At 75.7% G+C, this 19,490-nt stretch carries 15 protein-coding genes, 1 pseudogene and 1 riboswitch; of the genes and pseudogenes, 12 read left to right on the forward strand and 4 right to left on the reverse strand.

Going from position 1 to position 19,490, the window contains the following annotated elements; all coding sequences use genetic code 11:
- Positions 1–9: 9 nt before the first annotated feature.
- The gene (locus ACHZ99_RS03545) at positions 10–900 is read left to right on the forward strand and encodes an N-acetylmuramoyl-L-alanine amidase (RefSeq protein ID WP_420302814.1); all 891 of its coding nucleotides are present in this window, start codon (positions 10–12) and stop codon (positions 898–900) included.
- Positions 901–1,075: 175 nt separating this feature from the next.
- On the forward strand, positions 1,076–1,984 hold the full coding sequence (locus ACHZ99_RS03550) for a hypothetical protein (protein ID WP_420302815.1): 909 nt from the start codon (positions 1,076–1,078) through the stop codon (positions 1,982–1,984).
- Positions 1,985–2,109: 125 nt separating this feature from the next.
- Here ACHZ99_RS03550 and ACHZ99_RS03555 read toward each other — a convergent pair whose 3' ends face one another.
- On the reverse strand, positions 2,110–2,904 hold the full coding sequence (locus ACHZ99_RS03555) for a maleylpyruvate isomerase family mycothiol-dependent enzyme (RefSeq protein WP_420302816.1): 795 nt from the start codon (positions 2,902–2,904) through the stop codon (positions 2,110–2,112).
- Between the two features lie 53 nt (positions 2,905–2,957).
- On the reverse strand, positions 2,958–3,632 hold the full coding sequence (locus tag ACHZ99_RS03560; protein ID WP_420302817.1) for a TetR family transcriptional regulator: 675 nt from the start codon (positions 3,630–3,632) through the stop codon (positions 2,958–2,960).
- A gap of 161 nt (positions 3,633–3,793) precedes the next feature.
- On the opposite strand from ACHZ99_RS03560, the gene ACHZ99_RS03565 reads away from it, so the two are divergent.
- The 9 genes from ACHZ99_RS03565 (at position 3,794) to ACHZ99_RS03605 (ending at position 15,289) form a co-directional block, all read left to right on the forward strand.
- Positions 3,794–5,131, forward strand: coding sequence for a glycosyltransferase family 4 protein (locus tag ACHZ99_RS03565; RefSeq protein WP_420302818.1), 1,338 nt, complete (start codon positions 3,794–3,796; stop codon positions 5,129–5,131).
- A gap of 76 nt (positions 5,132–5,207) precedes the next feature.
- Positions 5,208–5,933: a class I SAM-dependent methyltransferase gene (locus tag ACHZ99_RS03570; RefSeq protein WP_420302819.1), complete on the forward strand. Its 726-nt coding sequence runs from the start codon at positions 5,208–5,210 to the stop codon at positions 5,931–5,933.
- Positions 5,930–7,012, forward strand: coding sequence for a prenyltransferase (locus ACHZ99_RS03575; protein ID WP_420302820.1), 1,083 nt, complete (start codon positions 5,930–5,932; stop codon positions 7,010–7,012). The genes ACHZ99_RS03570 and ACHZ99_RS03575 overlap by 4 nt, the downstream gene beginning before the upstream one ends.
- A gap of 137 nt (positions 7,013–7,149) precedes the next feature.
- Positions 7,150–7,227: riboswitch (cobalamin riboswitch) on the forward strand.
- A 167-nt stretch (positions 7,228–7,394) separates the two neighbouring features.
- Positions 7,395–8,696, forward strand: coding sequence for a hypothetical protein (locus ACHZ99_RS03580; protein ID WP_420302821.1), 1,302 nt, complete (start codon positions 7,395–7,397; stop codon positions 8,694–8,696).
- Positions 8,697–8,911: 215 nt separating this feature from the next.
- Complete coding sequence (locus ACHZ99_RS03585) at positions 8,912–9,601, forward strand: SCO2322 family protein (RefSeq protein ID WP_420302822.1); 690 nt, start codon at positions 8,912–8,914, stop codon at positions 9,599–9,601.
- Complete coding sequence (locus ACHZ99_RS03590; RefSeq protein ID WP_420302823.1) at positions 9,598–11,184, forward strand: CbiQ family ECF transporter T component; 1,587 nt, start codon at positions 9,598–9,600, stop codon at positions 11,182–11,184. The genes ACHZ99_RS03585 and ACHZ99_RS03590 overlap by 4 nt, the downstream gene beginning before the upstream one ends.
- A complete protein-coding gene (locus ACHZ99_RS03595) occupies positions 11,181–12,854 on the forward strand; it encodes an ABC transporter ATP-binding protein (protein ID WP_420302824.1) in 1,674 nt (557 codons plus the stop codon). The genes ACHZ99_RS03590 and ACHZ99_RS03595 overlap by 4 nt, the downstream gene beginning before the upstream one ends.
- Positions 12,855–12,922: 68 nt before the next feature.
- On the forward strand, positions 12,923–13,744 hold the full coding sequence (locus tag ACHZ99_RS03600) for an ECF transporter S component (protein WP_420303194.1): 822 nt from the start codon (positions 12,923–12,925) through the stop codon (positions 13,742–13,744).
- Positions 13,745–13,759: 15 nt separating this feature from the next.
- Positions 13,760–15,289: a helix-turn-helix domain-containing protein gene (locus ACHZ99_RS03605; RefSeq protein ID WP_420302825.1), complete on the forward strand. Its 1,530-nt coding sequence runs from the start codon at positions 13,760–13,762 to the stop codon at positions 15,287–15,289.
- Positions 15,290–15,345: 56 nt separating this feature from the next.
- On the opposite strand, the gene ACHZ99_RS03610 is transcribed toward ACHZ99_RS03605, so the two are convergent.
- Both ACHZ99_RS03610 and ACHZ99_RS03615 read right to left on the reverse strand, forming a co-directional pair.
- Positions 15,346–17,547 (reverse strand): S1 family peptidase, encoded by a 2,202-nt coding sequence (locus ACHZ99_RS03610; protein WP_420302826.1) that lies wholly within the window; start codon positions 17,545–17,547, stop codon positions 15,346–15,348.
- A 55-nt stretch (positions 17,548–17,602) separates the two neighbouring features.
- Entirely contained in the window at positions 17,603–18,103 is a 501-nt protein-coding gene (locus ACHZ99_RS03615) for a hypothetical protein (RefSeq protein WP_420302827.1), read from the reverse strand.
- Between the two features lie 527 nt (positions 18,104–18,630).
- Between ACHZ99_RS03615 and ACHZ99_RS03620 the strand changes: the two are divergent.
- Positions 18,631–19,254: pseudogene (locus tag ACHZ99_RS03620) on the forward strand (ALF repeat-containing protein); the annotation flags it as partial.
- Positions 19,255–19,490: the final 236 nt, after the last annotated feature.

Raw genomic sequence — 19,490 nt, forward strand, 5'->3', positions numbered from 1 at the left:
GTCGCACGGGTGTCCAGCCAGAACCGGCGGCCCCTCCGCACCTTCCTCCTCCTCGCCCCCGTGGCCCCGCTGGCCTTCGCGGGTGTCCTGGTGTGGCAGGCGGCGGACGGCGACGACTCCGGGGCGGGCGGGCGGGAACCCGGTCGGGCCCCGTCGGCGTCCTCCTCCCCGAGCCGCCCCGCCGACGCCGATCCCACGCAGCGGAAGGATCCGGAGGTGGGCGAGAAGCCCCTGGCCGGAAAGGTGATCGTGCTGGATCCCGGGCACAACCCCCACAACCGCGACCACGTCGCCGAGATCAGCCGCAAGGTCGACATCGGCACCTTCCGCAAGCAGTGCGACACCACCGGCACGGCCACCAACGGCGGCTACGCCGAGGCCGACTTCACGCTCGACGTCGCCCGGCGGACCCGTGCGCTGCTGCGCGCCCAGGGCGCGGAGGTGCGGCTCACGCACGACGGCTCGCGCGCCTACGGGCCGTGCATCGACGAGCGCGCCGAGGCCGGCAACCGGGCCGGGGCCGACGCGGTCGTCTCCATCCACGCGGACGGCGGCGGGCCGGGGGCCCGCGGGTTCCACGTGATCCTGCCGGGCCGGGTGAGCGAGGGAAAGGCGGACACCGCCGCCATCGTGAAGCCGTCGCGGAAGCTGGGCGAGGAGTTGAAGGCGCACTTCGCGAAGAGAACCGGAAGCAAGCCTTCCAACTATGTGGGCAACGGCACGGGATTCACGGTACGCACCGATCTGGGCGGGCTGAACCTCTCGACTGTGCCCAAAGTCTTCATCGAATGCGGCAACATGCGGGACGCTAAGGACGCCGACCGGCTCACGGACGCCGCATGGCGGCAGCGGGCGGCGCACGGAATCACGAACGGCATCGGGGCTTTCCTGGCAGGGTAGGCGCAGGCCACCGACGGACCGGGAAAAGCACACCGGGGGAACAAGGGGGACTCGGGGCCAGGGGGCCCGATGTGGCCGATCCACCGACCCGTACGATGGGGCGGCATTTCACGCTCAGCGGCGTTGGGAACGGCATTGGCACCAGCGACAACGACCAAGACGTAAAGGACATTTCGTGAACATCCGCTCACTCACTCGGGGCGACGGCGTAGTGATCGGAGCAGCGCTGCTGCTGATTATCGCCTCGTTCCTCAGCACTGCCTCGGTGGACTGCCCCAGCGGGGTCGACTGCGATGTGCCCAACGGCTGGGACTCCGACCACTTCCCCGTGCTGCCCGCGGTCTTCCTGAACGGCATCTTCGCCGCCGTGCTCATCGTTCTGGGCCGGGCGAAGACCGGCGAGCGCGAGTTCGGCGGGCTCCGGCTCGACCAGTGGGGGACCGCGCTGACGGCGGCCGCGCTCCTGAGCTCGCTGTTCATGCTCTTCGGCGGCGCGCACAAGGCGGCCGGCGACGATGTCGGCATCGGCATCGGCCTGATCCTCGGGCTCATCGCGAACCTCGCGATGGCCGCCGGTGCGATCCTCGGCCACACCGTCCCGGCGCTCAAGGCGAGCCTGCTGTCCAGCAGCCCCGCCCCGCAGGCCGGCGCGCCGTACGGCGGCGGCCAGCCGCAGCCCGGTTACGGCTACCCCGGCGGCGGCCAGCCCGGCCCCGGCGCCCCGCAGCCCGGCGGTCCGCAGGGCGGCGCCCCGTACGGCGGCGGCCAGCCCCAGCCGTACGGCGGCCCCGGCGCGGGTGCGCCGCAGCCCGGTGGCCCGGGCGCCCCGCAGGCGGACCAGCGGCCGCAGCAGGCGCAGGCCGCGCCGCAGCCCGCGGGCGGGTCCTTCGCGCCGTTCTGGTTCGCGGTGCCGGCGGCCCGGCCGCTGTTCGCGGAGGACGGCTCGTCGGCCCAGATCGCCGAACTCGCCCCGGGCATCTGGTACCTGGCCGTCGACCAGCGCGGGGCCGCGCTCGTCGCCCAGACCCAGGACGGCCGCCGCGGCGTGCTGCAGGACACCACGGGTATCCAGCGCGGCGCCTGACACGCCGCCGCCGGGCCTCACGTCCCCTCGACGGCCCCCGCCCGGAGCTCCGGGCGGGGGGGGCCGCCGTACGGCGCCGGCCCGTCACCCAAGTCCGTCACCCCCGGGCCGTCACCCCCGGGCCGTCACCCCCAGGCCGTCGCGGCCAGCCAGCCGTCCAGCAGTCCGGTCGCCCCCAGCACCGCCACCCGGTCGCTGTCCTGCGGCAGCCGCCGGTAGAACACCCGCAGCACGTCCGCCACCGGCCCGCGCAGCGCCACCGCCGCCTTCGCGTGCGCCCGGCGCCAGGTGAACCCCTCCGGCCCCAGCTCGATCAGCCACTCCGCGCCGGCCTCCGGCGGCGTGTCCGTGGCGTGCAGGTGGATGCCCGAGCCCGCGAACTCCGGGGCGCGCAGCGCCGCCAGGTCCGCGTCGCCGCCGCGCTGCGCGAACTCCAGGATCTCCAGCCACTCGTCGATCGCGTCCACCGCCACGTCGGCGTCGACGGCGAACTCCACGCCGGCCGCCCCCTCGGCGTCCGCCCGGTGCACCACCGTCTCGTGCGTCATCCGCCGCGCCCAGAACGCCGCCCGCTGCTCGTCCGCCCACGTCCACACCCCGGCGTCCGGCCCGGCGGCGCGCAGCTGCGCGGCGAGCAGCTCCGCGCCCTCCGCCAGCCAGCGGTCGAGCCCGGCGGCCGTGCGCCGGTCGGGGCCGGTGAAGCCGGGCACCGCCTCGTCCGCCAGCTCCTCGGTGGCGCGGGTACGGACGAGTTCGGCCGCCCACCGGTGCGCGCCGCCCACGTGCACGGCCAGTTCGCCCAGGTCCCAGTCGGGGCAGGTGGGGACCCGGGTGCCGGGGTCGGCGGCGCGCACGGTGCGGCGCAGCAGCCCGGTCTGGGCGACGACTTCGGCGGGGTAGCGGTCGTACGGCAGTCTCATGCCAGCGCACTCTACGGGCCGCGCCCCCGGCTCCCGCGGACCGCCGCCCGCGGCTACGGCCCGGGGGTGCGCGCCCGGTCCGGCGGCGCGTCGCCGACCAGGTCGACCAGCCGGCAGACCGTCTCGATGTCGACCCGCACCTGCGCGGTCGACGCGCGCCCCGACAGCCAGGTGATCAGCACCGAGTGCCACGTGTGCGCGATCACCCGCACCGCCGACAGCTGCTCCGGCGTCGGCCGGGCGCCGGCGCCCATCGCGTCCAGGATGATCGTCGTGGTCAGCCGGGAGGTGACGTCGACCTCGGAGCTCACCGAGCGGTCGGCGAAGCTCAGCGCGCGCACCATCGCGTCCGCGAGCTGCGGTTCGCGCTGGAGCGCGCGGAAGGCGCGCAGCAGGGTCTGCGCCACCCGGGCGCCGGGGTCGGCGGCCGTCGGCGGGCGCTTGCGCAGCGTCTCGTGCAGCTGCCGCAGCTGGTCCTGGAGGGTGGCGACGAGCAGGTGGATCTTGGAGGGGAAGTACCGGTAGAGCGTGCCGAGCGCGACCCCGGCCTGCTCCGCGACCTCCCGCATCTGCACGGCGTCGAAGCCGCCCCGGCAGGCCAGCTCCGCGGTCGCGCGCAGGATGCCGCGGCGGCGCGCCTCCTGGCGCGCGGTGAGCGGCGGCCGGGCGGGGCCGCGGCCGGACCCGCCCGGGACGCCCGGGACGCCGGCCCTCGATGTTGTCGTCATGTGTCCCGATCTGTGCCGTGCTTCCCCCGACGGCAGTGCCGGTGGGCGGGTTTCGCTACCAACCGGTAGATTCGAAGCCGCCGCACGTCTGCCTGAAACTTGTTCTAGATTAGCGCGAGCGGTTACGCTCCGGCGAAACTGCAGTGAGAAGGGGGCCGTACGTGACCGCCGAGGTGCCACTGCGCATCGCCCTGCTCAGTTACAAGGGCAACCCCTACTGCGGTGGACAGGGCGTCTACATCCGCCACCTCTCGCGCGAGCTGGCCCGCCTCGGCCACCGGGTCGAGGTGCTCGGCGCCCAGCCCTACCCCGTACTCGACGCCGGCGTCACCCTGACGGAGCTGCCCAGCCTCGACCTCTACCGGCAGCCCGACCCCTTCCGCACCCCCGCGCGCGGCGAGTACCGCGACTGGATCGACCTGGTCGAGGTCGGCACCATGCGGACCGGCGGCTTCCCCGAGCCGCTCACCTTCAGCCTCCGCGCCCGCCGCCACCTCGCCGCCCGGCGCGGCGACTTCGACGTCGTCCACGACAACCAGACCCTCGGCTACGGCCTCCTCGGCGGCCCCCGCGCCCTCGGCGCCCCGCTGGTGACCACCGTGCACCACCCGATCACCGTGGACCGGGACCTGGAGCTGGCCGCCGCCCCCGACCGGCGCAAGCGCTACTCGGTGCGCCGCTGGTACGGGTTCACGCGCATGCAGCGCCGCGTCGCGCGCCGGCTGCCGAGCGTGCTGACCGTCTCCGGCTCGTCCCGGGCGCAGATCACCGAGCAGCTCGGCGTCCCGCCGGAGCGGGTCCACGTGGTGCCGATCGGCGCGGACACCGGCCTGTTCACCCCCGACGCGGCGGTGGCGCGGGTGCCCGGCCGGATCGTCACGACGGCGAGCGCGGACGTGCCGCTGAAGGGGCTGGTCCACCTCGTCGAGGCGCTGGCGAAGGTCCGTACGGAACAGCCCGACGCGCACGTGGTGGTGGTCGGCAAGCGGGCCGAGGACGGGCCGGTCGCGCAGGCCGTGGAGCGCTTCGGGCTGGGCGGGGCGATCAGGTTCGTGACCGGCATCAGCGACGACGAGCTGGTCGGCCTGCTGCGCAGCGCGCAGGTCGCGTGCGTGCCTTCGCTGTACGAGGGCTTCTCGCTGCCCGCCGCCGAGGCGATGGCGACGGGCGTCCCCCTGGTCGCCACCACCGGCGGCGCGATCCCGGAGGTCGCCGGGCCGGACGGCGAGACGTGCCTGGCGGTGCCCCCGGGCGACGCCGGCGCCCTGGCCGCCGCCCTCGCCCGGCTGCTGTCCGACGCCCCGCTGCGCGACCGCCTGGGCGCGGCGGGCCGGTCGCGCGTGCTGGACCGTTTCACCTGGGCGGCGGCGGCGAAGCTGACCGTGGCGCGCTACCGGGAGGCGATAGCGGCGCAGGCCGCCGCCCCCGGCCCCCGTACCCGGCCGCGAAGCCGCCCGGCGGCGCCCCGCATGCGCGCGGCGGGCGGTGACCGCGGATGACCGGTCGCCGGTCACGGCCCGGCCACCGCCGCGGCGCCACCGCGCGCCGCCTCCCGTCCACCCCTCCGGAGGAGCCTTGCTGACCGTCGACTTCACCCGCTTCCCGCTCGCCGCCGGCGACCGCGTGCTCGACCTGGGCTGCGGCGCCGGGCGGCACGCCTTCGAGTGCTACCGCCGCGGCGCCCGCGTCGTCGCGCTCGACCGCGACGGCGACGAGATCCGCGAGGTCGCCCGCTGGTTCGCGGCGATGCACCAGGCGGGTGAGGCGCCCGCCGGCGCCGCCGCCACCGCCGTCGAGGGCGACGCGCTGGCGCTGCCGTTCCCCGACGACGCCTTCGACGTCGTGATCGTCTCCGAGGTGATGGAGCACGTCCACGACGACAAGGGCCTGCTCGCCGAGGCGGTGCGCGTGCTGCGCCCCGGCGGCCGGATCGCGGTCACGGTCCCGCGCCACGGCCCGGAGCGGGTCTGCTGGGCGCTCTCCGACGCGTACCACGAGGTCGAGGGCGGCCACATCCGCATCTACAAGGCGGACGAACTGGTCGGCAGGATCCGCGAGTCGGGCCTCCGGCCGTACGGCCTCCACCACGCGCACGCGCTGCACGCGCCGTACTGGTGGATCAAGTGCGCGGTCGGCGTGGACAACGACACCTCGCCGGCGGTGCGCGCGTACCACAAGCTGCTGGTCTGGGACATCATGAAGAAGCCGCTGGCGACGAGGCTCGCCGAGCGGCTGCTCGACCCGGTGATGGGCAAGAGCGTCGTGGTCTACGCGACCAAGCCGCACGAGGGCGGCCGGTGACCGGCTCCGCGCGGGCGGAACACCTGGTACGGCCCGGCGTGCTCTCCGCCGCCGAGGTGGGGCAGACCGTCGCCGGGATCGCCGCGGTGCAGCGGCCGGACGGGGCGATCCCGTGGTTCCGCGGGCACCACCTCGACCCGTGGGACCACACCGAGGCCGCCATGGCGCTGGACGCCGCGGGCGAGCACGGGCGGGCGGAGGCGGCGTACGAGTGGCTGCGCCGGCACCAGCTCGCGGACGGCTCCTGGTACGCGGCGTACGCCGACGGCGACGCGGCGCGGCCGACCGACCGGGGCCGGGAGACGAACTTCTGCGCCTACCCGGCGGTCGGTGTCTGGCACCACTATCTGGCCACGGGCGACGAGGCGTTCCTGCGCCGGATGTGGCCGGTGGTACGGGCGGCGGTGGAGTTCGTCCTGGAGACGCAGCAGCCGGGCGGGGAGATCGGCTGGAAGCGGGAGGAGTCCGCGGCCGGGGCGGCCGGACCCGTACTCACCGACGCGCTGCTCACCGGCTCCTGCTCCGTCCACCACGCGCTGCGCTGCGCCCTCGCCGCCGCCGAGCGGCTCGGCGAGCCGCGGCCCGGCTGGGCGCCGGCCCTCGGCCGGCTCGCGCACGCGATCCGCCGGCACCCGGGGCGGTTCCTCGACAAGGACCGCTTCTCGATGGACTGGTACTACCCCGTGCTCGGCGGCGCGGTCACCGGCGCGGCCGCCGTGGAGCGCATCGAGCGCGGGTGGGAGCGCTTCGTCGTGCCCGGGCTCGGCGTGCGCTGCGTCGGCGACCGGCCCTGGGTGACCGGCGGCGAGAGCGCGGAGCTGGCGCTGGCGCTGTGGGCGGCGGGCGACGGGGAGCGCGCGCTGGAGCTCCTGCGCTGGCTCAAGCACCTGCGCGCGGCGGACGGGATGTACTGGACGGGGTACGTCTTCGAGGACGACGCGATCTGGCCCGCCGAGCTGACCTCGTGGACGGCGGGGTCGCTGCTGCTCGCCGTCGCGGCGGTCGGCGGCGACGAGGCGACGACGGCGGTCTTCGGCGGCGCGGGGCTGCCGGCGGGGCCGGACCCGGACTGCTGCTGAGGGGCGGCGGCGCACGTCCCGTACCCGCCCCGGACGGAAACCGCCCTCGTCAGCCGCGCCCCCTGGCCGGGACCGGCGCTGACCTCCGCGGCTACGGGACGGTAGGGTGAGCGGCGACAACTTCAACCGCGCCCCGCAGGAGAAGCCGGTGCGAATCCGGCGCTGACCCGCAACCGTGAGTGCGGCCGCCATGGCCCGTACGAGCCGGAGCACCCGCGGAGCGCGGCAGGCTCATGGGCCACACGCCGGCACCGACGCCGGCCCCGGGCCCCGTCCGTCGCGGTTTGCGGAGCTGAGCCCGGCACCCCGGCGCGCCGCAGGCGCGGGCGGGTGGCCGTGGCCGGCTGTGCCGGCCGCCGTCACGAAAGGCCCCCGCTCCGCCATGCCTCCGATACGCCGGACCGCCGCCGCCCGCGGCACGCGCGCGGCACTCGCCGCCGCCGTGCTGCTGCCCCTGACCCTCGCCGGCCCGGTGACGGCGGCCGCGGCCGCCGCGCAGACGGCGCCGCAGACGGCGCCCGCGCAGAAGAAGCTGCCCGAGGGCCTGTACGGCACCGCGGACCCCGAGTTCGACGGTGTCTGGCGGCAGTCGCTGACCCTCCTCGCCCAGCGCACCCAGCACCTCCGCCCGGCGCCCGCGGCGGTCGACTTCCTCACCGGCCAGCAGTGCGCGGACGGCGGCTTCGCCGCGTACCGCCCGGACGTCGCCAAGCCCTGCGACGCGGCCACCGAGGACACCAACGCCACGGCCGCCGCGGTGCAGGCGCTGACCGCGACGGGCGGGGAGCGCAAGGCCGTCGACAAGGCGCTGGCCTGGCTGAAGAAGATCCAGAACGACGACGGCGGCTGGGGCTTCAACCCCGGCGGCCCCACGGACGCCAACTCCACCGCGGTCGTCGTCGGCGCCCTCGCCGCGGCCGGCGAGCGGCCGGAGCGGACGACGGCGGGCGGCGCCGGCCCGTACGACGCCCTGGCCGCGCTGCAACTCGGCTGCGACGCGGAGAAGGCCGAGCGGGGGGCGTACGCGTACCAGCCCGAGAAGGACGGCGCGCTGTTCGCCAACGACTACGCCAGCGCCGCCGCCGTCCTCGCCGGCACGGGCAACGGCCTCGGGTACGCGCTGGAGGGGCTGGACGTGGCGGACAGCGGGAAGGACGAGCCGGTCAAGACGGGCGCCTGCGTGGCGGACCCGTCCCCGGCACAGGCGGCGCAGGCCGGCGCGGCCTACCTGGCACGGAAGCTCGCGGCCGGCGGCGAACACCTCCCGTCGATGACGGGCGAGGGCCCCGACCACAACGCCACGGCCGTCGCGGCCATCGCGCTGGCCGCGAACGGCCACCGCAGCGCGGCACGCGAGCCGTACGGCTGGCTGGAGCGCGACAAGAGCACCCTGCCCTGGACGAAGGACAACCCGGCGGCGCTGGCCACCCTGATCCTCGCCGCCGCCGCGGTCGACGCCGACCCGGGCGCCTTCGGCGGCGACACGGACCTGGTCGCCCGCCTCAACGCCACCGGTCCGCGGCCGACCGCGGAGAAGCCGGCGACCGGCGCCGCGGAGATGGACGAGGAGTCGTCGGACGACGACGGCCCGGGCGTCGCGGTGTGGACGCTGCTGGGCGTGGGCCTGGCGGCGGGCGCGGGGATCGGGCTGCTGGCGAGCGCCCGGAGAAAGAGGAACGCGTGAGGCGCGCGGAGCGCGGGACGGGCGGCCGGACGCACGAGACACCCGCGAGCCCGGCACCGGCGGGATCGACGGCAGGCGCCGGTGGCGCGAGGGCAGCGAACCCCGCCGGGCCCCGGGTCCGGCGCAGCGCGAGTCGGCTCGCCGGCGCCCCGGCGCATGCCGGTTCCCCGCCGGCCGCCCCCCGCCGCGGGTGGCGGCGGGTCCTGCGCGCCCTCGTGGCCGGGGCCGCGGGCGCCGCGGTGGTGCTCGGGGCGGCCGGGCCCGCGCAGGCCGGGCCGGCGGCGGACGGGTACCGGTACTGGTCCTTCTGGGACCGGGACGGCGACTCGTGGGTCTACGCCACCAAGGGCCCCGGCATCGCGCGCCCCGCCGACGGGGACGTGCACGGCGTGCGGTTCGCCGTCAGCCGGGAGTCCGGCGGCGGGCCCCGCCCCCGCGGGGCCGCCGGCTTCGACGCCGTCTGCGGCGACACCGCGCCCGCCGACGGCGCCAAGCGCGTCGCCCTCGTCATCGACTTCGGCACCGCCGCGGACGCCCCGGACGGCCGGACCCCGCCCCCGGCCCGTACGGAGTGCGCCGTCGTCCCCGGGGACGCCACCCTCGGCGACGCCCTCGCCGCCGTCGCGGAACCCCTGCGCTACGACGGAAGCGGGCTCCTCTGCGCCATCGACGGCTACCCGCGCAGCGGCTGCGCCGAGCCGGCGTCCGGCGGCGGCGACGACACCACCGACGCGGGCGGCGACGCGGGCTCCGCGGCCGGCGACGGCACCGCCTCCGCCGACGGCGCAGAGGCGGCCGGCGAGGACGACGGATCCGGCCCGGCCACCGGCCTCATCGGCGGCGTCTTCATGGTCGCCGTCCTCGGCGGGCTCACCGTCTGGCAGCTGCGCCGACGCCGGACATGACGCCTCCCGCCGCCGACCGCCCCGACGCACCGCGCGCCACCCGCCCGCGGGCCGCTCCGGCCATCGCGCGGGACCGGCGCGACGCCGACCCGGGAGGCGCGGCCCCGCGGCCGGGCCCGGCGGGCAGCCCGGAGTCCGACGCGGTGGTCGGCACAGAGCCGGACGCGGCACGCCGCCAGACGGAGGGCGCGGCGCACGGCCCGTCGGGCGGTCCGTCGGACGGCCCGGTACCCGGCCCGGCGGACGGCACGCCGCACCCCGCCGGACCGCCCCGCGCCGCGGGCGGGGCCGCCGGCGCGGGCCGGCCGCACAGCACCGACAAGCCCGCCGCCCCGGCCACGCCGGTCACCCCGGCGACCCCCGCACGCGCCGCCGGGAACCCCCGGCCCCGTCACCACCCGGCGGACACCTCCGCCGCCCCCGCACCCACCGGTACCGCCGACCCCGCCCGCCGCGCCCTCGACGCACTCCGGCCGCCCCTCGCCGACCGCACCAACGCCCTCCACGCCGGCGCCTGGTGGCTCTGGGCCCTCGGCCTCGCCACCGCCGCCTCCCGCACCACCAACCCCCTCCTCCTCGCCCTCCTCGTCGCCGTCGCCGGCCACGTCGTCGCCGCCCGCCGGACCGACGCGCCCTGGGCCCGCTCGTACTCCCTCTTCCTCAAGCTCGGCCTCCTCGTCATCGCCGTCCGCCTCCTCTTCGCCACCGTCCTCGGCTCCCCCATCCCCGGCACCCACACCTTCTTCACCCTCCCCGAGGTCCCCCTCCCCGAGTGGGCGCAGGGCGTCCGCCTCGGCGGCCGGGTCACCGCCGAACAGCTCACGTTCGCGCTCTACGACGGCATGAAGCTCGCCGCCCTCCTCATCTGCGTCGGCGCCGCCAACGCCCTCGCCAACCCCGCCCGCCTGCTGAAGTCCCTCCCCGCCGCGCTGTACGAACTCGGCGTCGCCGTCGTCGTCGCGATGACCTTCGCCCCGCACTTCGTCGCCGACGTGGCCCGCCTGCGCCGCGCCCGCCGCCTCCGCGGCCGCGACGACCGCGGGCCGCGGGCCCTGCTCCAGGTCGGGCTGCCCGTGCTGGAGGGCGCGCTGGAGCGTTCGGTGGCGCTCGCCGCCGCGATGGACGCCCGCGGCTACGGCCGGACGGCCCGGCTCCCCCGCGCCGTCCGGCTCACCACCGCCGCGCTCACCCTCGGCGGGCTCCTCGGCGTCTGCGCCGGCACGTACGGGCTGCTCGCCTCCTCCGGCGCCGGCTACGGCCTGCCCGTGCTGGCGCTCGGCACCGCCGCCGCGGCCGGCGGGCTGTGGCTCGGCGGGCGCCGCACGGTCCGCAGCCGCTACCGGCCGGACCGCTTCGGGCCGCGCGCGTGGCTGGTCGCCTCCTCCGGCGCCGCCGTCGGGGGCCTGATGATCTACGCCAACTCCTACGCCCCCGGCGTCCTGCACCCCACCGTCGTCCCGCTGACCGCGCCCGAGCTGCCGCTGTGGCCCGCCGCGTCCTGCCTGCTCGGCCTGCTGCCCGCGCTCGTGGCGCCGGTGCCGCGGCGCGCCGCCGGACCACCCACCGAGGAGAGCGCCAAGTGATCCGTTTCGAGGACGTGTCCGTCGTCTACGACGGCGCGGCGGAGCCCGCGATCCGGGGCGTGGACCTGACCGTGCCCGAGGGCGAGCTCGCCCTGCTCGTCGGCCCCTCGGGAGTCGGCAAGTCGACACTGCTGAACGCGGTCTGCGGGCTCGTGCCGCACTTCACCGGCGGCACCCTGCGCGGCCGCGTCACCGTCGCCGGCCGCGACACCCGCACGCACCCGCCGCGCGAACTGGCCGACGTCGTCGGCACGGTGGGACAGGACCCGCTGGCCCACTTCGTCACCGACACCGTCGAGGACGAGCTCGCCTACGGCATGGAGTCGCTCGGCCTGCCGCGCGACACGATGCGGCGGCGGGTGGAGGAGACCCTCGACCTGCTCGGCCTGGCCGGGCTGCGCGACCGGCCGATCGCCGCGCTCTCCGGCGGCCAGCAGCAGCGGGTCGCGATCGGCTCGGTGCTGACGCCGCACCCGCGGGTGCTGGTCCTGGACGAGCCGACGTCGGCGCTGGATCCGGCGGCGGCCGAGGAGGTGCTGGCGGTGCTGCAACGGCTGGTGCACGACCTGGGGACGACCGTGCTGCTGGCGGAGCACCGGCTGGAGCGGGTGGTGCAGTACGCGGACCAGGTCGTCGTCCTGCCGTCCCCGGGCGCCGCGCCGGAGACGGGCGCACCGGCGGAGATGATGGCGGTCTCCCCCGTCCGGCCGCCGGTGGTCGCGCTCGGGCGGCTGGCGGGCTGGTCCCCGCTGCCGCTGACGGTACGGGACGCGCGGCGCCGGGCGGCGCCGCTCCGGGAGCGGCTGGCAGAGGCGCCGCCGCCGGCCCGCGCACCCGCCCCGCCGTCGGCTCCCGCACCGGCCGCGGCCCTCGCCCCCCTCACCGGCCCCGCCGCCGACGCCGACCGGCTGACCGTGCGGCGCGGGCGCGCCGAGGTGCTGCGCGGGGTGTCGCTGTCCGTCGCCGCCGGCGAGACCGTCGCCCTCATGGGCCGCAACGGCGCCGGCAAGTCCACGCTGCTGGCCACCCTCGTCGGCATGCACCGGCCGGCCGGCGGCTCCGTACGGCTCGGGGACCTCGCCCCGCACCGCACCCGGCCCGCCGAGCTGCTGCGGCACGCCGGGCTCGTACCGCAGGATCCGCGGGACCTGCTGTACGCGGACACCGTCGCCGCGGAGTGCGCCGCCGCGGACGCCGACGCCCGGGCCGCGGCCGGCACCTGCCGGGCCCTGGTCGCCGAGCTGCTGCCCGGCGTACCGGACGACGCGCACCCCCGCGACCTGTCCGAGGGCCAGCGGCTCACCCTCGCCCTCGCCGTGATCCTCACCGCCCGCCCCCGGCTGCTGCTGCTCGACGAGCCGACCCGCGGCCTCGACTACGCGGCGAAGGCCCGGCTCGTCGGCGTGCTGCGCGAACTGGCCGCGGCGGGGCACGCCATCGTGCTGGCGACGCACGACGTGGAGCTGGCCGCGGAGCTGGCGCGCCGGGTGGTGATCCTGGCGGACGGCGAGGTGGTGGCGGACGGGCCGACCGCGGAGGTGGTCGTCGCGTCGCCGTCGTTCGCGCCGCAGGTGGCGAAGATCCTGACGGCGGCGGGCGGCGCCGCCGCGGCCGGTGCGCCGTGGCTGACGGTGGCCCAGGTCCGGCGCGCCCTGGAGGCGGCGGCGTGACCCCCGAAGATCACGGAAGCCCGCCCGCGGACGCCCCCGCCGCGCCGCGCCGGCCGCAGGCCCTCCGCGTGGTCCGCATCGGCCCCGTCTCCGCCGCCGCGCTGCTCCTCGTCTCCGCCGTCGGCGCCGCCGCCTTCGGCTGGCCGCTCCTGGCCGGACCCGACTCCGGCCTCGCGCACTCCGGCGACGCCCCCTGGCTCTTCGCCGCCCTCCTCCCCCTCCTCGTCGCCGTCGTCGGCGCGACCATCGCCGACTCCGGCCTCGACGCCAAGGCCGTCGCCATGCTCGGCGTACTCGCCGCCGTGGGCGCCGCCCTGCGCCCCCTCGGCGCCGGGACGGCCGGGATCGAACCGATGTTCTTCCTCATGGTGCTCTCCGGCCGCGTCCTGGGGCCGGGCTTCGGGTTCGTGCTCGGGGCGGTGACGATGTTCGCCTCCGCCCTGCTCACGGGCGGGGTCGGGCCCTGGATGCCGTTCCAGATGCTCGCGATGGGCTGGGTCGCTATGGGTGCCGGGCTGCTGCCGGGCGCGGAGCGGCTGCGGGGGCGGCGGGAGTTGTGGCTGCTTGCCTCGTATGGAGCAATCGCGTCGGTTCTCTACGGCACGATCATGAATCTCCAGGGGTGGCCGTATCTGAGCGGTATGTCTACGGGCGTGTCGTTCGTCGCGGGCGATCCGCTGCCGGAGAACCTCGCCCGTTTCGTCGCGTACTGCCTTGCCACCTCCCTGGGTTGGGACCTGCCGCGCGCGGTGGTGACGGCGGTGTGCACGCTCACCCTCGGGCGGGCCGTGCTGGCGGCGCTGCGCCGGGCCACCCGAAAGGCCGCATTCGGCACACCGGTGACGTTCGAGGACGCGAACCGCCTGAATGCGCGGGCATCTCATATGTGAGATAGCGTCCAAGTCATGGCAGACGACTACCTCGTGCGCATCGGCAGGCTCATCCGTGACGCCCGGCAGCACCGGGGCTGGTCGCAGAGTCAGCTGGCCGGCGCGCTGGGCAGCAGTCAGAGCGCCGTCAACCGCATCGAGCGCGGCCACCAGAACATCAGCCTGGAGATGATCGCGCGCATCGGCGAGGCGCTCGACAGCGAGATCGTCGCCCTCGGCACCGCCGGCCCGATGCACCTGCGGGTCAGCGGGGGCCGCCGCCTCTCCGGCGCGATCGACGTGAAGACCAGCAAGAACGCCTGCGTCGCGCTGCTCTGCGGCACGCTGCTGAACTCCGGGCGCACGGTGCTGCGCCGGGTGGCGCGGATCGAGGAGGTCTTCCGGATCCTGGAGGTGCTCAACAGCGTCGGGGTGCGGACGCGCTGGATCGGCGACGGCTGCGACCTGGAGGTCGTGCCGCCGGCCGAGCTGGACCTCGACTCCATGGACCACGAGGCCGCGCGCCGCACCCGCAGCGTGATCATGTTCCTCGGCCCGCTGCTGCACCGCGCGGAGCGCTTCAAGCTCCCGTACGCGGGCGGCTGCGACCTCGGCACCCGGACCGTACAGCCGCACATGACCGCGCTGCGCCGCTTCGGCCTGGACGTGACGGCGACCGAGGGCGTCTACCACTGCGAGGTCGTCCCGGACATCGCCCCCGACCGCGCGATCGTGCTGACCGAGCGCGGCGACACCGTGACGGAGAACGCCCTGCTGGCCGCGGCCCGGCACGACGGCGTGACCCTGATCCGCAACGCCAGCTCCAACTACATGGTCCAGGATCTCTGCTTCTTCCTGGAGCACCTGGGCGTGCGGGTGGACGGCGTCGGCACCACCACGCTGCGCGTGCACGGCGTGCCGCACATCGACCGGGACGTCGACTTCTCCCCCTCCGAGGACCCGGTGGAGGCCATGAGCCTGCTGGCGGCGGCCGTCGTCACGTCGTCGGAGCTGACGGTGCGGCGGGCGCCGGTGGAGTTCCTGGAGATCGAGCTGTCGGTGCTGGAGGAGATGGGCCTCGACCTCGACCGCACCCCGGAGTACACCGCGGACAACGGCCGTACCCGGCTGGTGGACCTGACCGTACGGCCGTCGAAGCTGCAGGCGCCGATCGACAAGATCCACCCGATGCCGTTCCCGGGCGTCAACATCGACAACGTCCCGTTCTTCGCGGCCATCGCCGCCTCCGCGCAGGGCTCGACGCTCATCCACGACTGGGTCTACGACAACCGCGCCATCTACCTCACCGAGCTGACCCGGCTGGGCGCCGGGGTCAAGCTGCTGGACCCGCACCGGGTGCTGGTCGAGGGCCCGACGCGGTGGCGCGAGACGGAGATGATGTGTCCGCCGGCGCTGCGGCCGGCGGTGGTGGTGCTGCTGGGCATGATGGCGGCGGAGGGCACGTCGGTGCTGCGCAACGTCTACGTCATCAACCGCGGGTACGAGTCGCTGGCGGACCGCCTCAACTCGGTGGGCGCCCGCATCGAGACGTTCCGCGACATCTGACGCGTCGCGGCGGGGGCCGCCTCCGCGGACGCGGCCCCCGCCGCCGGCTCACGCCGTTACTGGACCGCCCAGCCGAACGCCTCCCCGGCCGCGGGCAGGCCGTTCGCGCCGGGCCGGTGGGTGGTGACCGGTTCGGCCGCCCCGTCGGTGACGTTCGCCCAGGGCAGGGCGTACACGGCACCGTGGGCGGCGGGGCCGTAGGGCAGGCCGAGGTAGAGCCCGTCGCCGGTCGCGGCGAGGCTCATCCCCACGCGCTCACCGGCGCCCGGCGCGCCGGGAATGCCGAGCGTGCCCGGCCCGACCGGCACGTCCGCGTCGCCGGGCGCCCCCAGGAGGGAGAACGCCTGGACGGTGCCGGCGTCCTGGGCGCCGCCGACGTCCTCGCGGGGTGCGCCGACGGCCAGCAGCATGGCCCGGGCCGAGGCCACCGCGCCGGGCCGGGTGTTGACGGCCGCCAGCTCGGCGCCGAACCGGTCGCCCCCCTCGGCTTCGCCGGCGATGCCGCTCTGGCCCTGATGGATGTTGGCGAGGCGGCTGACGTTGCCGGCCGCGTCGATCCGGAGCGTCACCACCCGGCCGGCCTCCTGCTGGTCGACGCCGCCCGCGGTGACCCCCTCGCCCGGGGTGCCGACGGCGATGACCGAGTCGGTGGCGGACGAGGCGGTGGCGGGCCGGTGGGGGACCATCGCCAGGGCCGCGCCGAACTGGTCGCCGGCCCCGTTCCCGCCGCTGAGGGGTGCGGTCGCCTGATCCATCATGATCCGGAAGGTGGGGCGCCCGTTGTCCAGCCGGTGATCGAAGATCCATATCGCGCCCGCATCGGCGTTGCTGCCGGCGGCCTCCCCGGGCGCGCCGATGGCGAGGTGGTTCGCCGAGGCCGTGACGGACCTGCCGAACCGGTCGCCCTTCTCCTCGGGCCCGGTGACGCCCGGACTCCTCTGGTTGAGCGCGACGCTCGTGGTGCCGTGCACGTAGAAGGCGCTGCCGGCGTCCTCGACCGTACCGAGGTCCTCCCCGGGCACGCCGATCACCAGGAACGGCTCACCGGCGGCGGTGGTGCCCGCGGCCAGGGACCGGCCCATCAGGTCCCCGGCCTCGGCCGCCGAACCGCGGATGGCCCCCGACCCGGATCCCGCCAGCAGGCTGAGCGCCGCCCGCCCCTTCCCGAGCCCGTCGCGGGAGCCGTAGAGGATGGTGACCATGCCGGTGTCCACCGCGCCCGCGACGTCCTCGGACGGAATGCCCACGGCCAGGTCGCTGCAGCCGTCCTGGTCGTGGTCGAAGACGGCCAGCTCCTCGCCGAACCAGTCGTTGGCCTGGGCCCCGCCCGGCACCGCCTCCTGGCCCTGGTGGATCTCCGCCGTCCCCTTGCCGTCGCCGTGGACGACGCGGACGAGACCGGCGTTGGCGTGGCCGCCCACGGTCGCCTTCGGGTCGCCGGCAGCCAGGTCCGGCGCACCGTCGCAGTTGAAGTCGGTGACGGAGGCGGCCTGTACGGTGCCGTGGATCCAGGGCAGGACGTCGTCCGTGCGGGCGCTGAGCGCACCGGTGTCGGTCACGGACGCGTCGGTGCCGAAGCAGCCGCCCTGGAAGGAACGGCTGCTGACGGCGGCCAGCTCGACCGCGCCGCCGTCGCTCCGGAGGGCCGGCCCGCCGGTGTCGCCGGCGCAGACCGCGGCACCGCCCTCGCCGGTGATCGAGACGTCGGCGCCGGCGACCCCGTCCACGGTGAACGAGCCGCTGTGCAGCTCGACCGGCGCCCACTCGTCGGCTGTCCGGCCGTAGCCGGTGACCGTCAGCGGCTCTCCGGCCGCCGGGGCCGTGGTGGCGAGGGGGACGGGGCTGACGGTGGTGACCGGCCGGGCGAGCCGGGCCAGCAGGAGGTCGCGGTCGCCGTGCGGGACCAGCTCGACCACCTCGCGGACCTGTCCGCCGGTGGTGGTCAGGTCGGTGCGGCCGACGGTGGCGACCGTCTTGAGCCCGGGCTTGCCCGCGGGCACCTGGAGGCCGGCGGCCGGGTCCTCGGCGAAGCAGCTCGCGGCGGTGAGCAGCCACCGGCTGTCGACCAGGGCACCGGAGCAGGCCCGCTGGCCGTCGCCGATGTCCAGCCGGGCGGTGAAGGCGTAGGTGTCGCCGGACTCGGCGGTGCCGACCACCGCCTGGGCGGGCGCGGCGACCGTGGCGGCGGTGATCACCGCCGCGGCGGCCGTGACGGCTGCGGTGAGCCGGGCACGGCGGGGCTTGTGTCTTTCTTGCATGGGCGTTCCTCGGGTGGAAGGAGCAGAGGTGACGTGGACGGGCCGGCCCGCCCGGCTACTTGGTGCTGCGGATCTCCACGAGCAGGTGGTCACGTGCGTCGGGGTCGGTGCTCTCCCCCACGGGCGTCCAGGCGTTGGTGTCGATGTCGTAGGTCTTCTTCTCGGTGTCCACGGTCATGTCGACCTCGGTGGTGTAGTCGTTGCCGCGGATGCCGTACACCGACTTCATCTCCAGGGTGAGGAAGCCGCCGTCACCCGTGACCCGGAAACACGACGGGCCCGCGTTGCCGCGGGCGTAGACCTCCAGCACGTTGGCCGTGGTGGTGGCGCAGTCGACCAGCGTGATGTGTCCGTCCCCGCGCTTGAGGAGGATGCCGGTCTCCTGATGGATCTTGTCCGCCTGCGGGTAGTTGAAGTCCTCCACCGCGTAGGCGGGCGTGCCGGCGGCGGCCGGCGCCACCTGCCCCGGCTCCCCGGGCGCGGCGGTCGCCCATGCGGCCACGGCTGCCAGCACCGCGATGCCGACCGCTGCCAGGGTGCGTCTGACCAAGCTCATCGATTCCCCTCTCGAAATTGGGCAGGGCGCCACCGGGCATGGCGAATTCCATGCCGCAGCCGGAACTGCGGAGCCGAAAGATCGTGGGGGGCTGACCAGGAGAAGGGAAGGCTCACGCCGATCGTGTGGGCAGGGGTTCCCGAGGGCAGGTCAGTCGGAAAAGGGATTCCACTCCAGGCTCGGCCAGTCGGGTGACACGGCAATCAGTGGGGGCCCGGTGACTACGCCATTTGTAGCCCTCGATCACCTGCCTGTCCACCAGGCAAATGCCTATGATTCCCGCATTTCACCCCTGTTCTGTGTGGCGTATATCACAGCAGAAAACTGTCACATTACGAGTCGATAACAGCCCTCGAATGAGTAATTCGGACACCTCGGACAGCGCCATCACTTTCACCAGCGAGTATGCCGCCACCCCCTGTCGAAAGAGGTAACAGTGGCGCACTCCAGGGCCCCTCTGGATTAATTCCCGCACCCCGTGTAAGCCTCCAGTACGCCTCCGCAGCGAAACCAGAAAGGTGGCAACGATGACAGTCGCGCACACGAGGTTATGGAACCGAAGAGCCTTTCTCCGTACCGTCGCCTCCGGAACCGCCGCGGTAGCCATCGGCTCCCTCGCGGGTCTCCGCCCGTCCTTCGCCGCCGGCGGCGGCGCCCCGCTGACCGACCGGGGCAGAGTGCTCGAAGCCTGGCGGACGGGCGGACGGGGCACCCGGGAGGGGGCGAGCCGCGCACTGCTGGGCAGTGACGCGGACGTCGCGGGATTCCTCGCGAACGACCTCGGCAGGCTGCGGACCGAGGACGAGCGGGTCGCGGTGTTCACGATGCTGCCCATCGCCGGCCGAGGCGTCTACGCCGCCGCCCAGACCGCCCTGTCCGGCACCCCCGAGGAGCTGCACACCTTCGTCACCACCGGCTTCGAGGCCCCGCTCGCGGAGGACCGCCGGGTGGCGGTGCTGACGATGATGGACCGCGGCGGCACCGCCGTGAAGCGGGAGGGCCAGAAGGCCCTCGACGACGGCACCGCGACCGTACTGGAGGACTTCCTCACCTCCGGGCGGTACATCGCCCAGCTGGAGGACGACCGCGTCGAACTGCTGACGATCATGAACGCGGGCGGCCCCGAGCTGCAGAAGGCCGCCGACCGCGCCATGGCCGGGACCGCCGGCGACGTCGCCTGGTTCCTGGAGACCGGACAGCACATCGCCCGGGCCCGGGACGAAGAGATGATGTCCATCACCGAGCTGGCCAAGCTCGCGGAGACCGAGGGCAAGCGCGCACACGCCGAGACCAAGGCCGCGAAGAAGGCGTCGACACAGGCGAAGGAAGCGGCACGGCTGGCGAAGGAGGCCGCGCAGAACGCACAGCGGGAAACCGAGGCGGCCCA

The organism is Streptomyces sp. MAR4 CNX-425 (assembly GCF_048656465.1).
In the GTDB taxonomy this organism is placed as follows: Bacteria; Actinomycetota; Actinomycetes; order Streptomycetales; family Streptomycetaceae; genus Streptomyces.